We start from the raw sequence: 24542 nt of genomic DNA, 5'->3' as shown, positions 1-24542 counted from the left end.
GCCTTACCGAGAATTTCGGGAATGACGTCATTGGAGCGGCGAATGAACACGCGTGTACCAAGGGCAAACTTCAATCCCTTGCGCTCGATATCACCCGTATTATTGAGAGTACAGTTCTGTACGGTCACTCCTGCCAGCTCTACAGGCTCGACGCGCGCGAGCGGCGTTACTTTACCGGTGCGACCTACATTCCAGGCCACGGATTCCAGCACGGTTGTGCTCTCTTCTGCCTCGAATTTAAAAGCAACCGCCCAACGCGGGAACTTATCTGTATAACCGAGCGCGGCTCGCGTGCGCATATCCGTTACTTTGACGACAGCTCCATCGATAAGGAAATCGAACTCCGGACGTTGAACGGCGATCCGATGCAGCTCCGTGATCACCTCTTCAATTTCGCTGAAGTAGGCCACATACGGATTCACCTTGAAGTGGTTGTCGCGCAGAAATTGGATCAGCTCATTATGCGTCTGGAACTCCAGCTCATCGGAGTATCCTATATTATAGAAGAAAGCGTTCAGCCGACGCTCCGCGGTTAGCTTCGGATTCAGGTTGCGAAGGGCTCCTGCAGCGCCATTTCGGGCGTTTTTCAGCGGCTCGGCAGCTGTCTTGTTATAGCTCTCCAGCACGGAGAGGAACATTAACCCCTCCCCCTGCACCTCAATGAGTCCCTCCTTATAGGGAATGGTCAGCGGAACCGAGCGAATCGTCTTCACCTGAGCCATGATGCTCTCGCCCACTGTGCCATTGCCACGCGTAGCCGCTTGGACCAGCTTGCCGTTCTCGTAAGTGAGGTTGAGCGTCAACCCGTCAAACTTAAGCTCCACAACAAAAGACGGATCAGGAAGCGGCTCCTCGTCAGGATGTTTGGTGTTATAGTCGGTTATGCCTTTGAGCAGCCGCTGATGCCATGCTCGCACCGCGTCTTCGTCCTTGGCTTTGTCCAAGCTCCATAACCTTGCCCGATGACGATGGGTGTCGAAGCCTTTGAGCACTTCCCCGCCCACTCGCAAAGAAGGCGATTCCGGCAGAACAACTCCACTTTCCTGCTCAAGGCGAATCAGCTCATCATACAGCAGATCAAATTCCGCATCGCTGATAACCGGATTATCCAACGTGTAGTAGTTGTAGTTGTGTACGGTGAGCTCGCCGGCTAGAACCCGCATGCGCTCCAATACGGCAGGGTCGGCCTTGCTGACCAGTTCTTCCTGCTGCTTCGTGCGGTTATCCAAATGAAATCCCGTCCTTCTACTAATAAGTAATAAAGTTCTTCATGCGCCTAAACTAAGTTTCAGTTTGCACCAATTCATATGTATGCAACCCTGCCCGAGCGCTGAACCGTTCAGCACCCGGGCAGGGGAGTGTTAATTTTCTAGCTTCTCGACCGGCGCGAAGCTGGCGAGCAGCTTTTTCAGCCCAACTGGTGCTGGAAAAGCAATCTGGATCTCCGTGTCGTTGCCGGTTCCCTTCACCGACACGACGACTCCGGTGCCCCATTTCTTATGGGACACCTTGTCTCCGGCGGCGAAGCTGCGCGCCGCCTCACCGATCCCGGCCGCGGGAGCGCCCGGCGTGCTGACTCGCACGCTGCTGGCTCCGCCCGCGGCGGAACCTGCCGCCCCGGGGGACCCGGCCGGGCGGCCATAGCGCGATGCGCCGGGGGCGGAGCCCGGCGCAGAAGCGCCTGCGGCGCTGCCGCCGCGGTAGCCGAAGCCTCCGGCTCCGCCTGTCGCGCCGCTGTACCGCCCGCCGCCAATCGTGCGGCCGGGCGAAGCCAGTTCCTTCACGTCATGGGGAATTTCATTGAGGAAACGTGAAGGGGCATTGCTGTTCGTGCGGCCGAAAAGCGTACGCATGCGGGCGCATGTCATATACAGCCGCTGCTCGGCGCGGGTGATGCCGACGTAAGCGAGGCGTCTTTCTTCCTCAAGCTCCTCATTGTCGGTGAATGCCCGGCTATGCGGGAAAACACCTTCCTCGCAGCCGATGATGAAGACAACCGGAAATTCAAGTCCCTTGGCGCTATGCATCGTCATTAAAATGACCGCGTCTTCCGGGGCATCATCCTTGTCTACGGTATCAATGTCCGCGATAAGCGCTAGATCAGTCAGGAACGAAACGAGTGACTTGTCATCGTTGCGTTTTTCAAACTCCTGAGTCACCGACAGGAACTCCTCGATATTCTCGACGCGCGCCTTGGACTCCAGCGTGTTCTCCCGATGTAGTTCCATCGTATACTCCGACAGCTCAAGCACCTTCTCGGTCAGCTCCGTCACAGACAGATAATCACGCATCGCTGTCAGATTCGCAATCATGGACCGGAAGCCCTCCAGCAAAGAGCGAGTACGCCCATTCACCTCGATACCGCTAAGGTCGCTAAGCACCCTATATATAGAAACGCCGCGACGCCCTGCTTCATCTGACAGCTTGGCGACCGTCGTGTCACCGATGCCACGTTTAGGAACATTAATGATACGCTCCAGGCTAATGTCGTCATCCGGGTTAGACACGAGACGCAGATATCCTAGAAGATCCTTGATCTCTTTGCGATCGTAGAACTTAACTCCGCCCACGATCTGGTAAGGGATGTCCGACTTGATCAGAATTTCCTCGATGACCCGGGACTGAGCGTTCGTCCGGTACAAAATAGCATGATCCGCATAGTTGCGTCCGCCATTACGTCCAGTGCGAATCTCACCCGTAATGTAATAACCCTCATCATGCTCCGAGTCCGCCTGATACATCGTAATGCTGTCGCCAGCTCCGCGCTCGGTCCACAACCGCTTGTCTTTGCGGCCGGTATTCTGCCCGATCACCGCATTCGCCGCGTTCAGAATATTCGAGGTCGAACGATAGTTCTGCTCCAGCATGATCGTCTTCGCTTCGGGATAATCCTCCTCGAAGTTGAGGATGTTCGAGATGTCCGCGCCGCGCCAGCGGTAGATGGACTGATCGCTGTCGCCGACAACGCAAATGTTGTGAAGCTTGTCAGCCAGCATCCGGCAAAGCATGTACTGAGCGCGGTTCGTATCCTGATACTCGTCCACATGGATGTAGCGGAACTTATTCTGATAGAAGTCCAGCACCTCAGGTACTTCCTTGAACAGCGCGATCGTGCTCATGATCAGGTCGTCGAAGTCCAGCGAGTTATTGCTGCGCAGCCGCTTCTGGTACATCTTGTACACATCGGAGACGACTTTGTTGAAATAGTCCCCTCCCGCCTTTTGCTCAAAACGAGCCGGATCGATAAGCTCATTCTTAGCGCTGCTGATGACCGACTGCACGGCCTTCGGCTCAAACTTCTTGGTGTCGATGTTCTGATCCTTCATACAGCCGCGAATGACGGACAGCTGATCGCCGGAATCCAGAATCGAAAAATTCGATGTGAAACCGATCCGGTCGATGTCCTTACGCAAAATCCGCACACACATGGAGTGGAAGGTTGAGACCCATATATCGCTGCCAGATGGCCCGACAAGCTTGGACACCCGATCTCGCATCTCACGGGCAGCTTTATTGGTAAATGTAATCGCCAAAATGCTCCACGGCGCCACGCGCCGCTTCTCAATCAGCCAGGCAATTCGATGCGTCAACACGCGGGTTTTGCCGGAGCCCGCTCCGGCCATGATCAGCAGCGGTCCCTCGGTCGCCTGCACCGCCTGTTGCTGGGGCGGGTTGAGCTTGGCAACCGCTTCTTCAATCCCTATATTGTTCATCATATAAGAGCAATTTCTCCTTCTCTAGGACGGCGAGCCCGACTACGGGGGCTCAAAGCCATCTGCTTGATCGCAATCCATAACCAGACTTCTATCGATGAGTCTGTTCGCCTTTGTTCGCCTGTTCCCAGTCTAGGGCAACGAGGCCGGATGTGTCAATAAAACAAGCCCATTTCACATGCTTCCGTTTCAGCCCATTTTTATTTTATTTTCCCATATGAAGTTACACACTGCTTCTCTCAAAAGGCGTGGCTCTTAATACTCCCTCCCCGCCTACTAAATCTCCTGCTCGGTTTCGCGTACTGCCTGCACCGTGCTCAGCGCCCCATCCAGGTCGTGGTAAAGGACGTTCCCGACGACCACCGTCGAAGCAATTCGCGCCGCCTGCGACGCACGCTGCGGACCATCGATGCCCCCTCCGTAAATGAGCCTCGTCCCGCTCAGGACACGCTTCACTCTACGCAGTAGACCCATATCGCCAAAACGCCCGCTATATTCCACATACAGCAGAGGCAGCCGCATCAGGCGGTCAGCCAAACGAGCGTAAGCCGCCGCCTGAAACTCCGTCAAAGAGGCATCTGCACCGCTGACTCTGGCCGCCTCGCAATCCTCATTAAGGATTAGATAACCTTCCGCCCATGTTTTCTCCCATGGAATCAGACCAGCCATCTCTTCAAGCGCTAGAGCCTGGCGTCCGGTAATCCAATCTCCCTGTCCCGTGTTAAGCACCATCGGGATGAGATAAGCATCGAAACCTGGCAACGCCAGCTCAGGATGCGTCACCTCCAGGACAATCGGAATATCGCTCCCTGTTAATCGCTCAAGCAGCGCAGCTGTATTGTCGTAGGTCAGTCCACTGGAGCCGCCTACCATAATCGCATCCGTGCCGGAACCCAGCACGGCCTCGAGCTCTCGCTGCGGGAGCGTTCGGTCAGGGTCCAGCTTGAACACATGCCGCCAGTCTGAGAATAGTTCCTTCATCGATCTCGTTCCCCTATCATCTCGCTGTCTATTTTTCCAGTCTAGACAAGGCCTTCCCGAGTGTCAACGAGAGCACTCCGAGCATCTTTCCTGTTTCAAGCCTCTGGACATGTTGGTAAGGGAAGATACAACCGAAACTGACAATCAAGCCTACTGGCTAAAGGAGGAACTAAACATGAACAAACCTAATCTACCTTCCCTGGAAACGGAAAGAGATGCTATCAAAGACGAGCAGCGTGCCAAGCAGGAGCCCGGTCGAATCGAGAACCAGCCTGCAGGTGTCGCCGCAGACGGTAAGCCGCATAGCGGCCACGAGCCGCAAGGCATAATCCAGGCTGACAGCACCGTTCATCCTCCGGCAGTCAAAGGTACGGACGGACCCGTTCAGCAGGATGCCCCGACAGAGGAAGATGAGGAATCAGACAGGCGACGCGTGCCAAGCGATAAGGATCGCACTCCTAGCACCGAGCGAAAGGCCTATTTTATATCCATCACATCCAAGACGATTGAGCATGAGCGGTCCGGCACGGATCAGATGGAAATTTTGGCTACGCCGTCAGAGCTCGAAAAGCTGGAAATTCTGCTGAACGAGCTGGAAGCAAGGGATGATGTGAGCTCACTCGTAGCTGCGATTCCGTACAAATCAAATGATCGCAGTCCAACGCAAAAAAAGTTCCAGAACTCACTGAACGAGCTATACCTGATGATCCATCAGCTGGGCACAGCGGAGACTCGCGCTTTTATTGAAGATACACATATGTTCCGGGAGTTGAACAACACGGATTTTGATCTTCCAGGGTACGATAAAGAGCCGAAAATTTAGTGCTATTCCCAAGCCCCTTTATACAGGCCAAAAAAGCTGCATGCTGCCCCTTATATGGGGCCAGCATGCAGCTTTGGGTCTTGATGAAAGTTGAAGACTGCGTTACGTACAAGCCGTAACGTCGTTACCCTGTGTAAACACTGTCACCATACCTATTTCCTCTGTCAACACTTTGGCTCCCGGGCTATTTTTTCTTACGGCGCAGGCCTTTGAGCCTAGCTTCTCGTAATTCACGGCGCAACTCGATAATTTCTTGTTGAGAACGATCTTGTAAAGGTACAGGTTTGGGGCAAAATGGCATGACTTTTTTATCTTTCATTCTATTCATCCTTATTAAGAGAATAGTAGAAAGTGTGCCCGGAAATCGTAGAGGATAAACAAAAAGCCCCTTGGTACCAAGGGACTTAGGATATTTATTGAATTATAGGTTAATTATCAAGTTAGTTGTGCAAGTTGTTCAATCTTATGCTCTGTAACAGAAGTCCGTTGACCGATCTGCTTTAATAGCTGTTCGCGAAGCCTTCGGCGATTTTGGATGATACTTTGTTGTGGTACATCCTCAATTACTCGAACAACAGCAGGAGCGTTATTTTGCTTCGGCATCTTGGTCAACCTCCTTGTGAGAAAACGAACGTTTTTGTAGAGTTAAACAAAATGCATGTATAAGTCTACGAATCTGTCGTGACTCTATGATACCATTTTCTAGAATTAGAGACAATACGCGCTCGTCATCGTCATCGAAATGAAAACACCAAACCCATGTTTCACCCTTTAGCATTTTCATTCGGAAAGCAACGAGATGACGACCAGGATAAGGATTATTGTAGTGCGCTTGTTCTTGCTCATCTTTCACAGCAACAACGGCTGCAAAATGTGTATCGGTATCCAAATTGAGGGTGCGATGTTTCCCAGAGGTACCCTTGTCCAAAATTAACTCAAGGGAATTCCCTTCCTTTCGATACAACGAGAAGCCCGTTACAAAATCCATGTCGCCAAAGCCTAGTCGATCATTGACATACCGATACAAGTTCTCGTTTACCTTCTTGATGATACCGACAAGATAAGAAACCGCATTTTCGGATCTTACGAGCTCATTTTCCAACTCATCGATTGCGAGTTCCTGTTCATCGATCGTATTCTTCAGATCAGCGATGCTACTCTGCAGGAAGTCGTGCTGGCTTTGCGAGTAAGCTACGACATACGCTACGCTTGACGGATCGTGGTTGTTCTGGCTGAACACAGCATTAACAATGTCGTACAATCCTTCGAAGGTAAAGTCGTTCTTATTTACAAACTGTGCCCAAGTCATTTCGTATTCCTTTGGACGAATTGCCTTGAATGCCTCCACATGAAATTCAGGAACTCCAATCGTAGCCATCTTCCCCATATAAATCCGTACATAAAGGTAATAGACTCCGAAGGCAAGCAATACAGCCCCAATGGAACTGAGCCAAATGGGCCACAGGCCAAACTTGCTTGCAGCTAAACCCGCAAGGGTTGGTCCGATGACAGGAAGGGACGCCCACTCTATAGCTTTGACTCCCTTGGCGGCCTTCAAATAGCCGGCGAACGTTTTTAACGGTCCCATCCATGCTTCTCTTTGCCAAGGTTGTCCATTCTGTGATCTCATCTTGTTGATGACCGGGTCTAATGTAACTCTATCTCTACTATCCTGACAAAAAAAAGAGAACAACGAGCAGACGACTAGCGTCTACCGGTGTTCTCTTTAGATAATCGATCTTTATTTAAAAACCGAGAAAAGCTCTTCCATCGCCGCTGGAGCGTCCACCTCGAGGGCAAACGAAACGGGATGCCCAACGCTCGGAATAACCCGGCGGTCGGTCACGACCATACCGGCGGTAAGCGAATCGCCGCAGGAGATTGAAGCATGCAGCGTACGGCAGCCGACCAGCTCCGGACGGACAGCTGCAATGACCGCGAGCGGATCATGCATCGGACAAGCGTTGTCCAGCTTGTTGACCATGCCATAGAAGTCGAAATAAACGGCGAAGCAATCCTTCAGGAAAGCAACGGCTGGTTTATTTTCCTCCCGGCAGCTGAGTTCCAGTTCATCCAGGTCGTTGCGGGTAAGCAGTGCTTCCATCGTGACGTCGAGACCAACAACTGTCAGCGGCAAACCTTCTGTCTCCATCAGCACCTGAGCCGCTTCCGGATCACCCCAGAAGTTTGCCTCCGCCACTGGCGTAATATTGCCTGGCACGAGCACATTGCCGCCCATGACAACAACGCTGCGGAATTTTGTCGCGATGCTTGGATCCTTTTCCAGCGCTAGCGCCAGATTGGTCATCCGTCCCATGAGCACAAGCGTCAGCTCACCGGGCCGATCGTTCGCAACGCGAACATAGTAGTCCGCAGCTGTTTCTCCGGTTGGAAGCTGATCCGATGGCGGAATGACCGCGCCGCCGATACCGTTCTCCCCATGCACATCGGACTTGGAGCCAGGGAATTCGCGCCGCAGTGCTTTGTTTGCACCTTTTACAACCCCAACGCTACCCTCTGTGCCAGCCAGCTTCAGCAGACGTAGTGTATTGTCCGTCGCTTGATCAACATCGATATTGCCGAATACGGTGCAGACCGTCTCCAGGGAAATGCGCGGTGATTTAACCGCATAAAGAATGGCCAGAGAATCGTCGATCCCTGTGTCCGCATCAATAATCATCGCAATCGGCTCGCGGCTGTCAAGGCTTGTCATCATTGTTCATTGCTCCCCTTTTACTTCTGTCTCCATCTCTCCGAGGCCGTAGTGTTGCATCTACGTAACCAGTTGGCCGCGCGTTACGCCAAGCTGATTCGTTGCCTTCAAGCTGCGCCACACTTGCGTGCCGGTAATGCGTCCGTTAATGGCGTCGCGATACAGCGCCAGCACTTCGGCTACCTTTTCCGCAGGCTCCTCCAAGAATTCCACCCGGTAAGAGCGTACGCCAAGCTCCAAGAAGTTTTTCACGTATTCGGCTCCTGATTGCTCAATCGCATTGTACACCGTGTTACGGCAACCTTCATCTACACGTACTGGATGGGACATACCGATGCGATCTTGCAGGGAAATATTATGCTCCTCACAAGGACGTCCGCAGTTCGTAAAGTCCGTTCCCTCGCTGATGAAAGTACAGTACACACAATGCTCCGTATGGAACATCGGCAAATGCTGGTGAATAACGATCTCCAGCGCATCCGGCTCCAAAGTGCGGCGGAGCAGATCGACCATCTGCTGGATATTCAAGTCATACGACGGCGTAAGCAGATCGCATCCGGCTTCGCGGAACAGCTCCACTGCTTTGTGATTGGCAATGTTGAGCGAGAAGTCTCCGATCAGCTGTGGAAAAGGCTCTTCTGGACGCTCAGCGCGGGCACGCAAGTAATAATACAGCGCGCCCGTGTTGCGTACAAGCACAGCATCCGGCTTCAGGCGCAAAATGTTGGCATGGTAGCCATTCTCATTCGGCATATGGATGCGCGGTGTCGCTAATGCGATCGGCTTGCCCGCAGCACGAGCTGCCTCAATCGCCGCCGGGAATTGCTTGATGAACTCAAAGTCAGCGTAGATCATCTCAACATCGGTAAGGCATGCCGCCTTAACCTGATCAAGCGTACGACATAACGCCGTTAGGCGGGCCGCTCCAGAGCCAGCTTTGACAGCAGCATCAATTGCCCGCTGCTCCAGTGAACGTGCGCCGGCGAGCAAATCAACCTCGCGCTTCACGTATACCGGCGGCTTTGGCCGTTCGCCATCAAGCTGCTCAACCGCTTCGCGGCGCAATCGATTGAGCTCACGAACCGGTACGATTAGATCGCCTTCCAGCTCCACTTCAAGCTGATCAAGCTGGAACAAAGTGCCGCCAAGTCGGCCGAGCTGATCTTCAAGCAGCGCCCGGTCCATTGGACGTTTTAACGCCTTCTCCAGCAACAGCTCGCTGTCGACTTGCACGGTTGTTCCCTTTTGCACATCGGTCCACCACGTACGCATCGGCTCGCCTTCACGACCCTCAACACGCAGCGCCAGCGGGAATACCCGGTATGGCTTATCCGTCTCGAACGTTGCACGCAAACGGCGGTCCAGCGCAGGATCATTCGTTTTCCAAATGCGATCGCCGGCTTTCACCCGCTGTAGGTTGACGTCATTACGCCCAGGTACGATGTCCAGCACGGTACCTTCAGCAGCTTCACCCTCAAGCTTAACTCCTTGACGGCGGATGTCATAAACACGACCGCCTTCTTCCTTCTGAGTCGGATCTCCAGCATCGAATACGATGCCGTCACCGCGCTTGAGCGGAGCTTCAATGCGGCAAACAACACCATCACGCAGCACTCGCTCCACCCGGCCGAGATAAACGCCGCGGCTTTTGGGGAATGAACCATCTACGAGCTCTTTGTGGTTCGTTCCGCCAAGGAAGCCATGTGTGAAACCGCGCGAGAAGCTTTGCTGCAACTCACGTACTTCTTCGCGAGTCGGGCCGCTTTGGTCGCCATCGAAGTAGGCGTCAATCGCTTTGCGGTATTTGGAGACAACGTTGGCCACGTACTCCGGCGTCTTGAGACGTCCCTCAATTTTAAAAGAGCTTACTCCCGCTTCGATCAGTTCAGGTACGAGATCAATCGCCGCAAGGTCCTTGGGGGAAAGCAGATAAGCGATGTCGCCCATCGGTTTTTGCTCGCCGTCGACCATCAGGTCATACGGCAGACGACAAGCCTGCGCGCACTCGCCGCGGTTGGCGGAGCGGCCGCCCCACATTTCCGAGGTGAGGCATTGACCGGAATAGCTGACGCATAAAGCGCCATGCACAAATACCTCCATGGGAAGTTTTGCTTTTTCACCGATCATGCGGATCTGCTTGAGATTGTTCTCGCGGCCAAGTACAACGCGCTCGATGTCGAACGGCTTCGTGAACTCCACCGCCTCAGGCGATGTGATCGTCATCTGAGTTGAGCCGTGGATAGGGAAATCCGGCGAAATCTCGCGGATCAACTTGACCAGGCCAAGATCCTGCACGATGACCGCATCTACGCCCGCATCAATGCAAGCGTCGATAAGAGCTTTGGCATCCCGCAGCTCATCCTCGAACACCAATATATTAAACGTCAGGAAGCCCTTCACGCCGTAGCGATGCAGGAAACCCATAATCTCCGGCAGCTCGTCCATGCGGAAGTTGTTAGCGCGTGCCCGAGCGTTGAACTTCTCGACGCCGAAGAAAACGGCGTCCGCTCCGTTCGCGACCGCCGCCCTCATGCAATCCCAATCACCAGCCGGGGCCAGCAGCTCAACGTCTTGCCTTTGTATCGATAAGGTCATGCCTTTTGTTTGCCTCCATATCTTAACTATATAAACTGAACTGAGAAATGTAAGAGCGGAGTTTGCTGCGCGAACCAATCCTTCTTCCGATCGCTCTTGTAGTCAGATTCCTTGATTCCTATCCCTTATAAGGGGGAAATCTGCCTACAAAGGCGAACGCGCTGCTTCTACAGAAGGACCGGTTCTCTCCGCTTCCACGCTCGTTTCTCTAGTTCATCATATATAGCTTCATCTCATGCAACTTCTTCTAGATAAAAATAAGCTTGGCCGCGAGAGGCGGCCTATATACTGTTAGTGTAGCAGAGTAGCAGCCGCTTGACCAAGCTTTTACGATGAAATCACACACTGGCAAGTTCAGGTGGGGGAGCCAATTGAGTAAATAGAAGTAAGAGAGGACACACGCAAAAATGATTAAAAAAAGAGCCCCGGCGCTTTTTCCCGCGGAAGCTCTCTTTGATCGACATAGTGGATATTATTTTTGATCAATCAGATCACTTATTTCATTAGCTGTTTTGACATAAACAATTCCATTAGGTTCGAACTTGCCACCTAGCCACTGAAGAACATATTCTCCGCCACGCATTCCTTGTGGCCACGATTGATCAAAATTTGTCCAAGTAAGTTCACTATTCCCATCTATTATACGACTAAAATACAATAGCCCTGTATCCCTATGCTCCAGCGTTACTTTAAGTGGGTTAATACTTCTGTTGTGAAACGTCAATTTGATATGCCCAAAACCAGATTCAACTTTGAATTTGCTTTTTAAACTTGGATTAGACTTGAAGGATGTATTTAATCCGGTCTTTATTGGAGCAAGGAGTAGTCCTTTTGATCCGACGAAAATTGGCGCTGCATTTTTTAATGAAAAAGGTTCGCTTGTTTTTACTGGAGCAGAGGCGGATACCGTAATGGAAGCGGCTAGTGAAAGAGTTAAGATTCCTAAGCATACGATTTTCTTATTCAGGATTTCCCCCGACTTTCATCTATATTATGTTAATCCCTATAAATGGAAGATTATCACATTGTTGGTTTGTTAGTCAATTGAGCGATATATGACTAAAAGAAATTATGAATGGGAAATAGCTCGAACTGGGAGCCAATAGAAATGACCAGCCAAACGGAGGTTTGGCTGGTCATCTTTAATTAATTTACCGATTGGACTTCCTATAATCCCCTGGAGTTAAGCCTTCATACCGTTTGAAAAAGCGGATAAAGCTGTTTACGTTGTTGTAACCGACACTTGCAGCAATTTCATTAATCGTTTGCTCGGTTTCCTTCATCAGCGTTTTGCTCGCTTCTAAACGTTTAATGGTCAAATACTCCAATATTGTTTTACCCATTTCTTGTTTGAACATCCGGCTTAAATAGGCATGATGCAGGTTCACCTGCTCCGAAATCGTCTCCACGGACAGATCCAGATGATAATTCTGATCCATAAAGGCAACAACCGTCTCGATATAAGCATTCTTTTTTGGTTGCTGCAGTTGCATTACTTCGTAGATTCTTTTCACGATCCCGTTTATCCATTCATGAATGGCTTTGATCGTCTCTTTGGAAGCAAGCTCGCGGAAAAGATTGTGGTTCCTTCCGAAAACCTTCTCCGTGTTCACATTCAATTCGTGCAAGTTTCGTAAAATATCTTCAACAATGAGACTGTAGGTACGGAATATAACTTCCTCATTCAACTTCGTCCGAACTTTAATCTGGTGATACAGCTCTTCCAAGCTCGAAAGTGCATCTTCCAATTGCCCGGCTTTCAAGAAGTTGATCATGTGATTCGAAAAATGAGGCGGCAAATAAAACTCATAATCCGCTTCCTTGATGAGATCCTCATACAGAAGCACCGTATTTGTACCCGCCACGAGTTTCGCCCTAATAACTTCGCTGGCTTCTTTATACGAATAATGTGCCTGCATGATTTGCGAGTAGGAATTGCCAATGCCGATCGTCACGGATAGTTTAAGCAATTGATAAATCGTATGTTTAATCTCTTCTCCGAGCACAGTCAGTTTCTCTTTTAACTGCTGCTCATTCGAACCCGCATTCAGATTGACGAGCAGTACAAGCTGGTTCTCATCCGACTCTGCTGTCAGACATATATAATTGGCCGCAGCAATTTCCTCAGCAATATTCATAATCGCATACTTATACAGATTTTGATCGGCGACCGAATAGCTGTCCACGAGCAGGCTGTATTCATCGATCTCAATGAGGAAGATGACCAACTCCTGATGCGGAAAATGAATCTGCAAAAACTCAAGTTTACCGTTCAATTCATGGATGCTGCTGTACTTATTATTAAGGAGAGACAGCAAAAATCGCTCACGAAGTACAGGCAAATTCATCCGAAATTGCTGCTCCCAGTCTTCATTTTTACGAAAGACATTGTCGAGAATATAGGAAATAGTCTCTAGCTCATTTTTCCGCGGGCCTTCCTGAATGCCTGTCTCCCCTTTTTTGTTATAAGGAAGCGTTTTGTCCATTAATGTTTTAATTGGGCTGTACATTTTTCTCGACATGAAATAGGACAATATAATACCGAGTACAACAAGGAGAATACAGGTCGCCCATGCTACATTGCGAATATAAGACAGCTTGGAAAGTAAATATTGCAACGGCGTCTCGGACACGATACTCCACTTCGTATGAAGTGTTTTGACATAAGCGACAAGCTCTTTATCCCGCGACTGATTCATCATCGTGTAGCCGATCTCACCCTGCGCCTTGCTGCTTTCGGAGAAAATGAGACGCACATGCTCCGGGTCAAGCGGCGTGGAAGAAGAGGAAGAGATGGCATTGCCCTCTTGATCCAGGATATAGGTCGTTGTGTACGGGTTGCCTTCCATCTTTTGTAACATGCTTTTTAATGGAGATTCACGCATATGGACAGCTACAAGGCCTTTAAAGTCCTTTCGGTGAACAGGAACTTTCAACGCATAGGTAATGATTTTGTCATACTCAACCCCGTCACGTGAACTGAGCCATAGGCCTGATTCTTTAGATGATAGCCCCTTTTCAATCCATACATCCTGCTTCGATTGCCCATACGTTCGAGTGTAACCGTCTGAGGAAAGGATCAAATTTGCTCCAGTCGCGTAAAAGTCGATGGATTCTATCGCTTCATTTGTTTCTGCAAACGTTTTCAGTATTTCTCGTGTTTCATTTAGCAAATATTGATTGCTGGGATCGTTGACATAGCTGGCAATACGTCCGTCCAAACCGATGCGTACAGCAATGGACTGCATGGTCTCAATCGTCTTCTCAATAGAAGCCGTTTTTTGCTTCGCAGAATGGAGAGTCGCTCGGCTCAATTCATCCTCTAAAGTTGAAACGGTAAAGCTGTAAGCCGCATAGCTCAAAGTTACGATAGGCAGCAGAATAACGACTAAATAAGAGATCAAATAGGTCCAGAAAACTCGCGGCAATCCTTTTAAATAATTGCGGATATGGAAGACAGTGGCCAGCGTCATCACCTGCTTGATTTTTTGTATTCACATTATGCCACAGATGCTTCCATTCTTGTATGTCTATACGAGATAAGTCACGATTTATTGAATCATGTCAGAAGTTATGGATTCCAAAAGTGATGATTTGTACACGAGAGTCCTGCATTGGGCATATCTTCTCCCGCTTTCTTCTTGCAGAATATAGGTATGCACAACGTTTTGCAACTGCAGCTACACAGGGGAGGATAAAGAGGATGAAAACGAAAAAAACAGCTCTACTAACTTTATCTGTAGTATTGGCAAGCACACTTGCAGCATGTGGGACAGAATCGGATTCGAAAGCGCCAGCCACAACGGGATCTCCCAGTGAGCCAATCACGCTGACCTTTGCTTCATGGAGCATCAGCGAAGCGGCAACAAAACCTGCTTTAGAAGAAATGGTTAAAAACTACGAAACCAAAAATCCAAATGTAAAAATCGAGTTCATCGGCATTCCTTTTGGTGACATCAAACAACAAACATTTGTTATGGCTTCAACAGACAACGCGCCGGACATCATGCAAACCTTCCCAGCCTGGTTCGGTTCCTATGCGGCATCGGATATTGTTACCCCGCTCGATGATTTGATGGGCAAAGAATACGTCGATGATCTGCTGCCGAGCTTTAAAGAGGATTTCTCCTACGACGGCAAACTTATGGGTGTCCCTTGGGCATCAACGCCTTATGTCCTTTATTGGAACAAAGAGCTGTTTGCCAAAGCTGGACTTAAACCTGAAGCGCCTAAAACCATGGACGAAATGCTGGTAGCGGCAAAAGCTCTTTCGAAGTTGAAAACAGATTCGGGCGAGAGCATCTACGGATTCGGCGAGCCTAGCGATAAACTAGCCATCAATGGCTTAGTCTCCTTGCGGAACCTGTATACATTCGGCGGATCGATTATGGATAAAGATGGAAAAGTTAATGCCAATACGCCAGAAATGGTTGCAACCCTCAATTACTATAAAGGTTTAGTGAAAGATGGTATCAGCCCTTCCGGAGCAAAGCTGAAAGACTTGAGAAACCTGTTCTCGATTGGCCGCCTCGGCATGTATATCGATGGCTACTACGGCAAAGCCGTATTCCGTAATCTGAGTGGCAAAGGCGAGGAGTTTGACAAAGTATGGGGAGCCGGTCTCGTACCTGCAGGTCCGTCCGGCGAGAGCGTTTCGATTGGCGAAGCGCATGGACTCGTCATTTCCGAGACGTCCAAAAACAAACAAGCTGCAGCCGACTTCATCAAATATTTGACGGACAAAGAAGCTATGACGATCTATCACAATCAAAGTGACGTATTCTCCGCGCGTCAATCGCTTAGCGGTTTGTTCGCGGACAGCGATTACGATAAAGTGCTTCAGGAACAAATGAAAACGATTAAGCCGCTCCCTAAAAACCATCCAGGCATGGAGCAAGGGTATATCGATATTGCAGATGCGCTGCTCACAGTAGTAACGGAAACGGCAACCCCAGAAAAGGCCGCTGAACAACTAGATGCGAAGTTAAAAACAACCTTGAAGTAAATTAAACAAAGTTCGGGAGGAAGGATCCCTTCGAGGATTTTTCCTCTACCGAGCACTTAGACAGGAGGGGATTGCACATGAGAGAAAAAGGGCTCGGGATTTCTGAAATGGCCAAGGATCGCCTGTTTCTACTACTCTTAATCGTACCTGCTTTCGCTGTGTTGCTGTTTACGATCGGAATTCCAATTGTGAAATCGATCTATATGAGCTTTTTCGATGTCACGCTGCTTCGCATGAAGGTACAGCCTTGGAATGATTTTGCGAACTACGCGGGAATTTTTAAAGACGGAGAGTTTTTCAACGCGCTTCGCGTAACCTTGACGTATGTGCTTTGTATTGTCAGCATCCAATTTGTTTTAGGCCTGTTTTTGGCGCTTCTATTGAATTCCAACATCCGCTTTAAAAAGCTTTTCCGAACGTTGATTCTTATTCCGTGGATCGTACCTACAATCGTGTCCGCTTTGTTATGGATGTGGTTGTTCCAGCCCCAGTATGGACTCGTCAACTATGTGCTTCAAGAGCTGAATCTTATCAACGCTCCAAAAAACTGGCTGACCAATCTTGATTTGGCACTTCCTGCTGTCATCGTCACAGCGCTTTGGCGTCAACTGCCTTTCATGAGCATTATGTTGCTTGCAGGCATGCAAGGAATTTCTGAAGATATGTACGAAGCAGCCCGGATTGACGGCGCCAATCGTACACAGACTTTACTGCATATTACGTTGCCGATGCTTAAAAACAATATCAAAACAGTCACACTCATTTCCATCATCGAAAACTTCAAAATGTTCCCGTTGTTCTGGATTATGACGGGTGGCGGACCTTTAGATAAAACAACAACGCTGGCTATCTACAGCTATAAAACAGCATTTGTTCAGCTCGATTTGGGCAAAGGTGCGGCGATTGGCGCATTGTGGCTCATTATTATGATTCTGATTTCCAGTCTGTACAACAAATTATTCTCCATTGGGGAAGAAGACGAATCCGGAAGGGGGAAACGCCGTGTTAAGTCAAAATCAGTCAAACAAAAAATTGCTGCCTAACCTGGGCCAATATGCGGGCTTGCTCCTGTTTCTTCTGTTTCTGATCTTCCCGCTGTACTGGATGCTCGTCACATCCTTCAAAGACAATTCCGTGTTGTTCAAAATTCCACCGGAGTGGGTACCCTCTCAGCCTACCATTACTCACTATGTTAAATTACTATCCGACAACATCTTCCTTGTGTACTACAAGAACAGCCTTGTTGTAAGCGCAAGCACCACGCTCATCACCCTGCTTTTCGCGATGTTTGCCGGTTACGGTTTCTCCAGATTCCATTTTAAATTCAAAAACTTCCTGATGTTCTCCATCTTATCAACCCAGATGCTGCCGGTGGTTTCCTTGCTCATCGCGCTTTATGCCATGTACAAATCGTACGGATTGCTCAATACCCAGTTCGGGCTCATCCTTGCCTTGACGACAGCTTCATTGCCCTTCTCGATTTGGATGATCAAAGTTTTCTTTGACGGTATCCCGGTAGCACTGGAGGAAGCGGCAAAAATCGATGGCTGCAGCCGGTTCGGAATTTTGTTCCGCATTATTTTCCCGCTGTCCAAGCCAGGCATTTTCTCGGTCGGAATCTATACGTTTATCCTCTCATGGGATGATTTGCTGTACTCCCTGACGCTCATTAACAAAGATCATCTGCGAACATTGAATCCCGGCATTTCCGTCCGGTATATGGGCGAGGTGTCGTATGATTGGGCTAACATTATGACCGTGTGTTTAACGGCGACGGTTCCGATTGTGATTCTGTTCCTCTTCTTCCAAAAGTATATGGTTGCCGGCTTAACGGCTGGAGCTGTAAAAGGATAAAAAAAGTCCGACCTCTTGTTGTGGAGGTCGGACTTTCGAATTAATTGCTTTTGGCGACCAGCCGCTCAACCCCATTCATATATGGGCGCAGAGCTTCAGGAATGAGGATCGAACCATCCTCTTGCTGATGGTTCTCCAGCAGCGGAATGAGAATGCGCGGCGAGGCCACCGCTGTATTGTTCAGCGTATAGGCAAACCGCAAGTTTCCATCCTCGTCTCGATAGCGGATTCCAGCACGTCTAGCCTGATAATCCAGCAGCAGCGACGACGAATGTGTCTCACCGTATGCTCCACGCCCGGGCATCCACGTTTCAAGATCGAATTGTTTGTAGGTTTTGGCCGACATATCACCGACACATACGCCCATGATCCGATATGGCAGTTCTAATAACTGCAGCAGTTCAGTAGCATGTCGCGTTATTTCCTGCAGCATGAGCTCTGCTGTCTCAAGCTCCGCTTTGCAAATAACGACCTGCTCGACTTTGGCAAACTGATGGACGCGGTACAAACCGCGCGTATCGCGTCCTGCCGATCCAGCCTCGCTACGGAAACAAGCCGAAGCGGCAGCAAGTCGGATCGGTTCCGTCAGCTCCAGCACCTCTCCGCTGTAGTAATTGACAAGCGCCACCTCCGATGTCCCCGTCAACCTTAAATCCTCGCTTTCCAGCGCATAAACCTGATCTTCCCCCGCAGGGAAAAATCCCGTCTGTTGGAATGCCGAAACACGAGCCATAACTGGAACCTCAAGCAGTGTAAAACCCGTTGCAAGCAGTCGATCCACCGCTAACTGCTGAACAGCTCGATGCAGCAGCACTCCAGCCCCTTTAAGGTAATAGCTGCGCGAACCAGCTGTCTTAGCGCCACGGGCGAGATCGACTAAGTCATGCCGCTCACCAAGCTCAATATGGTCAAGCGGCGTGAAGCTGAACTCTTGCGGTTCCCCCCAGCGTCCCACTTCCACATTATGTGCATCCGAGCTTCCCATAGGCGTATCAGGCGAAATGACATTGGGCGCTGCAAGGAGCAACCGCTGCAGATTGGCCTCCAACTGTGCAAGCCTTGGCTCAAGTTCGCCTAGTTGCTTGCCCGTCAGCCGGCCAGTGTCTTTGAGCGATTTCGCATCCAGTGCCCTGCCCTCGCGCATGGCAGTCGCAATCCCCTCCGCCAGCATGTTTCTATGTCGCCGCAACTCCTCCACTTGTCCCAGCAACTTGCGCCGTTCAGCATCCGCCTCAAGCAACTCCTCCACCTCAAAGTCTAACCCCTTGAGCTTGGCAACCTTCTGTACCTCTTCGCTGTTCTCACGAACCCATTGCAAATCCATCATCCTGCCCGCTTCCTTCCCTCTTGCCGTTTTGGAAAAACACAAAAAGCGCCCTCGCCGGTTTGGGACGAGGAGCGCTTACGACTCGCGGTGCCACCCAATTTGACGAATGCCTTCCGGCATTCAGTCCACTTTGGTTCCGCGGTAACGGGCGGTCCGGAAAACTTAGGGAATGCCTCGGCATTCCTTGACGAAAACGCCTCAGAGTTGGATTCTCTTCATCGGCTTGATGGCGGGATAAAATTTTACAAATCATATCATAAGCGTGCTGTGGGGTGCAAGGGCGAGATTGCGCCTTTATTCCTATTAAACCACTCATTAAAATGTAATATTTAACCATTAATCATGCAATAAAATTTCTATATGCATGTCTTCCATCGCTTGCTATACTAGACTCAGAAGAAGGCTTTACCCAAGATTAATACTAGAAAGTTTAAGTAGGTGCCTTACATCATGATTTCTCATCTGATTTACATCTTACTCGGCTTGTTTGACGCTTTAGCAACTTGGGTTCTTGCTTTTTCGCTTTTCCGAATCCCGATTTTTCGCCATTGGGTCGTTTTACTCGGTTCATCAGTAGCCATCACGTTCGTTTCCTACTTCAACCGTATGGTTATGAACTGGTCGATTTTTGATCTACCGACTCATTTCATTATTTTCACGTTGACTGCGGTGTTTATCTTAAAATTTAGATTGTTTTGGGCGATGCTGGTTATCTCTTCAGGTTATATGCTCTTTTTGCCTTTACAGTTTACGCTCTACATACTCTTGACTAAGCTGGATTTTCTGCCTTCATCAACTGTCACGGATAATACGGGCTTAATTTTCCTGCTTCAAATCCTTACCGATTCGTTTGCATTTCTGTTCGGTATTGTCATGTTCTTGGCCAACAAAGGCTTCCGTTTTATTCCCGTTGCGCCTCATAACTTTAGTGAAAAGCTTCATTATTTATCACCTAAGTATGAAGTGCTGTTCATCGCATTAGCGACAGGAATAATCAATATTGCTTTTTCGCTCTTTCTTACGCTGAACGGCTGGATAACCTTCTCTTATGCTTGTTCCGTAATTGCTATGGGATCAATGCTATACCTTTTTTATCAAAACGAAAAAAAAGGACTAGGCGAGGGACCCGATGATGCTGGAGCAATTGTCGATAATATGCGCTCAAAAAATTAAACAAAAGCATACACACCCAGAGACAGCCAACGTAAACATTATGGCCTATGCTCTGGGTGTGTATTTTAATTTTTTTGCTACACTGCTTTTGGTTGTGTTAGTAGGCTGGGCCACAAACGAGCTAATCGACACGATTCTGGTCATGATTCTATTTAATGTGATCCGCTTCTTCTCTGGCGGCTACCATTTTAAGTCGTTGGATGTGTGTGTTGTCATCTCCGTCATTCTGTTCTCCATTGTGCCTCAATTGTCGCTTTCGACAATAGGCATAACGTTATTGACGCTCTCCAGCGCTTTAATATTCCTTTGGCGCGCTCCAGCGTATAGAACCGATACAACGAGACTTAATCCACGTTTTCACCCTTACTTCAAGGTTACAGCCGTTTTGCTTGCCCTCATTAATTTACACTTCCAATCGGAGCTGTACGCTTGGGTACTCCTATTACAGGCAATTACAATGCTATTTGTTCTGAAAGGAGGTGAGTCGGCATGAAGAAATGGACCTACGCAGTAGCATCATTTCTTAGCATCAGCGCAGTTGTTTTTTCAACTATAATCAAAGGAAATATTGGAGCTCAAAAGCTTCCTCAAGAACTGAAAAAGTAATTTCCTTTTTAATTTATATCAGCCTCGCCGCTGGCGAGGACAACTTTTGCTTACATTCGCAAATATTGTCCCGCCCCTGGCGAGGCTGTTTTTACTTACATTTGCAAAAGCAGCCTCGCCGCTGGCGAGGCTTTTTTGCGCATAATTGCAGATACAGCTTCGCGATTGGTGAATATCCGTTGGGTAGCCCTGCATGCGTATCCTGCTTATCTCTGCCGGCTACTTGCCTCTCGGCATTGCTTCAACCACAATCTGCCCATTTGGTCGGGCTATACAGCGATGTCATTAGTATTGATATGGTCCTGCACAATTTGTATGATTTTTCACTCAAAGTGCAATCGGTCCGTGCTGATTTTCTGGATTTTATACGATAAATCATACAAATTGGCTGGGCATAAACGACGAAAGCTCGGTTTTGTATGTTTTATCACACAAAGTATTGAAAAGCGGCGGCTCCTAACCGTTTTTTGTACGATAAATCGTACAAAAAACGGTTCGTTGGCCCACGGAAGCCAGGTTCTATCTAGGTGTCTCTAAAGTTTCTCTACACAATGGCTTCGCCTTTGGCGAAGCTTTTTTGCGCATAATTGCAAATACAGCTTTCGCCTTTGGCGAAGCTTTTTTGCGCATAATTACAAATTCGCCTTTGGCGAAGCTTTTTTGCGCATAATTGCAAATACAGCTTTCGCCTTTGGCGAAGCTTTTTTGCGCATAATTACAAATACAGCTTTCGCCTTTGGCGAAGCTTTTTTGCGCATAATTGCAAATACAGCTTTCGCCTTTGGCGAAGCTTTTTTGCGCATAATTACAAATACAGCTTTCGCCTTTGGCGAAGCTTTTTTGCGCATAATTGCAAATACAGCTTTCGCCTTTGGCGAAGCTTTTTTGCGCATAATTACAAATACAGCTTTCGCCTTTGGCGAAGCTTTTTTGCGCATAATTACAAATACAGCTTTCGCCTTTGGCGAAGCTTTTTTGCGCATAATTGCAAATACAGCTTCGCCTTTGGCGAAGCCATTTTGCATCCACTAACCTCAAGGCCAGTCCTTACCGTCCTCCCAAGCCAAGTAGAACCGCTCGTGCTGCCACTCTACAGGAGGAGCGGATAGATCGCCGAAATAACGCGAGATCGTATCGGCTTGAGAACGATGCGCAGCCAGAGCCGCTGCTTTGACGTCCCAATGGAGCGCCGTGTCCAGCACTAGCGCCTCCTTACGGCCTTGCTCATGCAAAGCCAGTGAGCCTACATAATACAACTGCCGAAGTCCAGGTATATGCCCATCCTTGACCAATCTCGTGCCAATCCGCGAAATGGCCATATGGTCAGGATGACCGTTTCCTCCATCAAGAGGGAACGTAACGAGCGCCGCCGGTTTATGAACGGCCAAATATTCAGCCACCTGCCGAATTACCTCATCTTCGTCGGCCTCGGCAAGACATCCGTCGGGGTAGCCGAGATGGCCGACCTCTTTTATACCCAAAATAGCAGCCGCTTCAGCTAACTCCCGCTCTCGCTCAGCTCCGAGGTTGCTGCCGAGCAACCGTGCCTGCTGGCTGCCCCTCAAGCCTGCATCACCACGAGTCGCGACGAGCAACACGGGTGCTTCTCCCCTATTCGCCAGAGTACGTATTAATGCTGCCGCCAGAAACGTTTCATCATCAGGATGCGCCAGCAGCAGAGCAACCGGTCCATTCATGTTCATCTCTCCTTTGTCCACTTCTTATGCAATTTTGCCGGATAGAGCCCCAGCACTGAATTGCTTCTTCAGCCCATGGTATAATGAGTGCGTTTGGAACTTTAGTGCTACTATCATCCCATTGGGAGGTTACCCTTATGAAACTTGGCGTATTCTCTGTTCTTTTTGCCCAAAAATCGTTCGAGGAATCCTTGGACTACATCGCATCCAAAGGGCTAGACGCCCTCGAGATCGGAACCGGCAACTATCCAGGAAGCCCGCATCTTGATCTGGACGAGCTGCTCGCCGATGACGGCAAGCGCCGCGCCTTCAAGCAGGCAGTAGAATCTCGCGGCCTGATGATCAGCGCCCTGAGCTGCCATGGCAATCCGCTTCATCCACAAAAGGCCATCTCCACCGAGCATGACACGATCATTCGCAAAACGATTGAACTGGCTAACCGCCTTGAGGTGTCGGTCGTTAACACATTCTCCGGCTTGCCGGGCGACCATGAAGACGCTAAATACCCGAACTGGCCTGTCGCTCCTTGGCCGAATGATTTTCAAGAAGTGCTCAAGTGGCAGTGGGAACAAAAGGTCATTCCTTATTGGAGCGAAATCAATGGCATCGCCGAGGCAGCAGGCATTAAAATCGGCCTTGAGCTGCATGGCGGATTCTCCGTCCACACGCCAGCTACGATGCTTCGCCTGCGCGAAGCGACCGGCAAAGCAATCGGCGCCAACCTCGATCCGAGCCACATGTGGTGGCAAGGAATTGATCCGGTTCAAGCGATCCATATTCTTGGACGCGAAGGAGCCATTCATCATTTCCATGCTAAGGATACGACTATTGACCCGATCAATGTCAACAAACATGGCGTAACCGACATGCAGTCCTATGCTCTGATGCTGGACCGCGCTTGGCAGTTCCGCTCTGTCGGCTTCGGCCACGATCTCAAAGTATGGGCGGATATTATTAGCGCATTGCGTCTCGTCGGTTATGACTATGTCGTCAGCATCGAGCATGAAGACGGCCTCATGAGCGTGGAAGAAGGCTTCAGCAAAGCCGTTTCCAATCTGCAGCAGGTACTTATCCGCGAGCCGCTTGGCGAGATGTGGTGGGTATAACTGTTCGGATTCTAAGTAGGTAAAAAGGCTTCCCTAGCGGCATTATGCCGAAGGGAAGCCTTTTTGTCGTGCTCAAGGCCGGTTGAGCCGCTATTCCATTACGTGCGCATCAACCGCTGTATGTACGAGCATTCAGGAATGGCTTAGAGGCCAAACCAAATTTTAACCATGAAGAAATCGACAATCAGGAAAACGAGCAGACAAGCTGCCGTCCAGCCAATCGCAAAAATGTTCTTCTGCTTCTGGACTACCAGGCGCACAAATCCGATTGCAATCAGAATCGTGAACAGAACCATAAAGATGTCGAATGTATTGAACGTGCTCGATGTTGCTACGGCTTCCGCCGTTTCTGTTGCTGCAAGATACATGGGGTGCTACCTCCCGGATTAAAATGCTGGCTTGAGACCGCTTCCGTACCGCGCCGCAGCAAGTTCCTGCCGGCGGATGGATAGTCGGCTACATCATGACCATTTCTCTAAGACTTCATGAGGTTGTTCAAAAAGCCCCCCATTGATCACGAAGTAAAGCAGGAAGCCAACTCGACATCGAATCTTGTGTTCACCTTCGAAGTCCGGTGCTCATGTAGGTTTGCCTACACTCCGCTCCTCCTTCTTCTGGTTCTCACAACCTTCTCGGTGCTGAATGATGACCTTTTTTGAACTCGCACTTCATATAAACTATGGTATCTTTTAGGCGGCTTGGATGCAAGATGTTTTCGCTCTGTAACCGGTTTGCCACAAATTTGTCACCATATAGCGTGCGACAATAATGCTCTTCCTATTCTTGGGGATTATAAAAAAACCCAATGATCCCCATCAGCAATCGTTATAGCGAGCTCCCCCACATTTGTTCCCATTTGAATCCCGTTATGGTACGATCGGATTAGTATAATCACACCTTTTTTATCGGAATTTGAACGGGCCAGCATTTTAGAGGAGGTTCATAACGA

General features: G+C 49.4%; 20 protein-coding genes (1 of these 20 running past the window's edge). 7 read left to right on the top strand and 13 right to left on the bottom strand.

The window, feature by feature from the left end:
- The 3 genes from ligA to CGZ75_RS19015 all read right to left on the bottom strand — a co-directional run.
- On the bottom strand, positions 1-1163 hold the 5' portion of the coding sequence (gene ligA, locus CGZ75_RS19025; RefSeq protein ID WP_089525981.1) for an NAD-dependent DNA ligase LigA. 847 nt of this gene lie to the left of the window's left edge; 1163 of the gene's 2010 nt are visible here — the first part of the coding sequence; the start codon lies at positions 1161-1163; its stop codon lies beyond the left edge, outside the window.
- A 198-nt stretch (positions 1164-1361) separates the two neighbouring features.
- A complete protein-coding gene (gene pcrA / locus CGZ75_RS19020; RefSeq protein ID WP_089525769.1) occupies positions 1362-3716 on the bottom strand; it encodes a DNA helicase PcrA in 2355 nt (784 codons plus the stop codon).
- A gap of 273 nt (positions 3717-3989) precedes the next feature.
- Entirely contained in the window at positions 3990-4694 is a 705-nt protein-coding gene (locus CGZ75_RS19015; protein ID WP_089525768.1) for a geranylgeranylglyceryl/heptaprenylglyceryl phosphate synthase, read from the bottom strand.
- 175 nt (positions 4695-4869) lie between these two features.
- Here CGZ75_RS19015 and CGZ75_RS19010 point away from each other — a divergent pair, with 175 nt between their 5' ends.
- Positions 4870-5517, top strand: coding sequence for a hypothetical protein (locus tag CGZ75_RS19010; protein WP_089525767.1), 648 nt, complete (start codon positions 4870-4872; stop codon positions 5515-5517).
- 184 nt (positions 5518-5701) lie between these two features.
- On the opposite strand, the gene CGZ75_RS26285 is transcribed toward CGZ75_RS19010, so the two are convergent.
- The 6 genes from CGZ75_RS26285 to CGZ75_RS18990 form a co-directional block, all read right to left on the bottom strand.
- Positions 5702-5836: a hypothetical protein gene (locus CGZ75_RS26285; protein WP_281255123.1), complete on the bottom strand. Its 135-nt coding sequence runs from the start codon at positions 5834-5836 to the stop codon at positions 5702-5704.
- A 116-nt stretch (positions 5837-5952) separates the two neighbouring features.
- On the bottom strand, positions 5953-6120 hold the full coding sequence (locus tag CGZ75_RS25430; protein WP_176444915.1) for a hypothetical protein: 168 nt from the start codon (positions 6118-6120) through the stop codon (positions 5953-5955).
- Entirely contained in the window at positions 6104-7105 is a 1002-nt protein-coding gene (locus tag CGZ75_RS19005; protein WP_245850923.1) for a hypothetical protein, read from the bottom strand. Before CGZ75_RS19005 ends, CGZ75_RS25430 begins: the two co-directional genes overlap by 17 nt.
- Before the next feature lie 153 nt (positions 7106-7258).
- Complete coding sequence (locus CGZ75_RS19000) at positions 7259-8233, bottom strand: nucleoside hydrolase (protein ID WP_245850922.1); 975 nt, start codon at positions 8231-8233, stop codon at positions 7259-7261.
- 57 nt (positions 8234-8290) lie between these two features.
- Complete coding sequence (locus CGZ75_RS18995; RefSeq protein WP_089525765.1) at positions 8291-10825, bottom strand: U32 family peptidase; 2535 nt, start codon at positions 10823-10825, stop codon at positions 8291-8293.
- A 1151-nt stretch (positions 10826-11976) separates the two neighbouring features.
- Positions 11977-14298: a helix-turn-helix domain-containing protein gene (locus CGZ75_RS18990; RefSeq protein WP_089525764.1), complete on the bottom strand. Its 2322-nt coding sequence runs from the start codon at positions 14296-14298 to the stop codon at positions 11977-11979.
- A 230-nt stretch (positions 14299-14528) separates the two neighbouring features.
- Here CGZ75_RS18990 and CGZ75_RS18985 point away from each other — a divergent pair, with 230 nt between their 5' ends.
- The 3 genes from CGZ75_RS18985 (at position 14529) to CGZ75_RS18975 (ending at position 17684) form a co-directional block, all read left to right on the top strand.
- Positions 14529-15830 (top strand): ABC transporter substrate-binding protein, encoded by a 1302-nt coding sequence (locus CGZ75_RS18985; protein ID WP_176444914.1) that lies wholly within the window; start codon positions 14529-14531, stop codon positions 15828-15830.
- A 77-nt stretch (positions 15831-15907) separates the two neighbouring features.
- Positions 15908-16873, top strand: a complete 966-nt coding sequence (locus CGZ75_RS18980; protein WP_217900079.1) for a carbohydrate ABC transporter permease — start codon at positions 15908-15910, stop codon at positions 16871-16873.
- Positions 16833-17684, top strand: coding sequence for a carbohydrate ABC transporter permease (locus CGZ75_RS18975; RefSeq protein ID WP_217900078.1), 852 nt, complete (start codon positions 16833-16835; stop codon positions 17682-17684). Before CGZ75_RS18980 ends, CGZ75_RS18975 begins: the two co-directional genes overlap by 41 nt.
- A gap of 40 nt (positions 17685-17724) precedes the next feature.
- Here CGZ75_RS18975 and serS read toward each other — a convergent pair whose 3' ends face one another.
- A complete protein-coding gene (gene serS, locus CGZ75_RS18970) occupies positions 17725-19011 on the bottom strand; it encodes a serine--tRNA ligase (RefSeq protein ID WP_089525762.1) in 1287 nt (428 codons plus the stop codon).
- 450 nt (positions 19012-19461) lie between these two features.
- On the opposite strand from serS, the gene CGZ75_RS18965 reads away from it, so the two are divergent.
- Together CGZ75_RS18965 and CGZ75_RS18960 are read left to right on the top strand one after the other, a co-directional pair.
- Positions 19462-20184, top strand: coding sequence for a hypothetical protein (locus tag CGZ75_RS18965; RefSeq protein WP_089525761.1), 723 nt, complete (start codon positions 19462-19464; stop codon positions 20182-20184).
- Positions 20141-20677 carry an accessory gene regulator B family protein gene (locus CGZ75_RS18960; RefSeq protein ID WP_089525760.1) on the top strand — a complete coding sequence of 179 codons (537 nt, stop codon included), beginning with the start codon at positions 20141-20143 and terminating at the stop codon, positions 20675-20677. Before CGZ75_RS18965 ends, CGZ75_RS18960 begins: the two co-directional genes overlap by 44 nt.
- A gap of 745 nt (positions 20678-21422) precedes the next feature.
- On the opposite strand, the gene CGZ75_RS18955 is transcribed toward CGZ75_RS18960, so the two are convergent.
- Together CGZ75_RS18955 and CGZ75_RS18950 are read right to left on the bottom strand one after the other, a co-directional pair.
- Positions 21423-21815, bottom strand: a complete 393-nt coding sequence (locus tag CGZ75_RS18955; protein WP_141136824.1) for a hypothetical protein — start codon at positions 21813-21815, stop codon at positions 21423-21425.
- A 9-nt stretch (positions 21816-21824) separates the two neighbouring features.
- On the bottom strand, positions 21825-22487 hold the full coding sequence (locus tag CGZ75_RS18950) for a PIG-L deacetylase family protein (protein WP_089525759.1): 663 nt from the start codon (positions 22485-22487) through the stop codon (positions 21825-21827).
- 137 nt (positions 22488-22624) lie between these two features.
- Between CGZ75_RS18950 and CGZ75_RS18945 the strand changes: the two genes are divergently transcribed.
- Positions 22625-23593, top strand: a complete 969-nt coding sequence (locus CGZ75_RS18945) for a sugar phosphate isomerase/epimerase family protein (RefSeq protein WP_089525758.1) — start codon at positions 22625-22627, stop codon at positions 23591-23593.
- Positions 23594-23736: 143 nt separating this feature from the next.
- Here the strand turns inward: CGZ75_RS18945 and CGZ75_RS18940 are convergent, their stop codons facing one another.
- Positions 23737-23961 carry a hypothetical protein gene (locus CGZ75_RS18940; RefSeq protein ID WP_089525757.1) on the bottom strand — a complete coding sequence of 75 codons (225 nt, stop codon included), beginning with the start codon at positions 23959-23961 and terminating at the stop codon, positions 23737-23739.
- Between the last annotated feature and the right edge of the window lie 581 nt (positions 23962-24542).

The sequence above is a fragment of the Paenibacillus herberti genome, assembly GCF_002233675.1.
Classification (GTDB): domain Bacteria; phylum Bacillota; class Bacilli; order Paenibacillales; family Paenibacillaceae; genus Paenibacillus_O; species Paenibacillus_O herberti.
The sequence above is the reverse complement of the archived record's forward strand: the minus strand, read 5'-3'. Positions and strand labels throughout refer to the sequence as shown.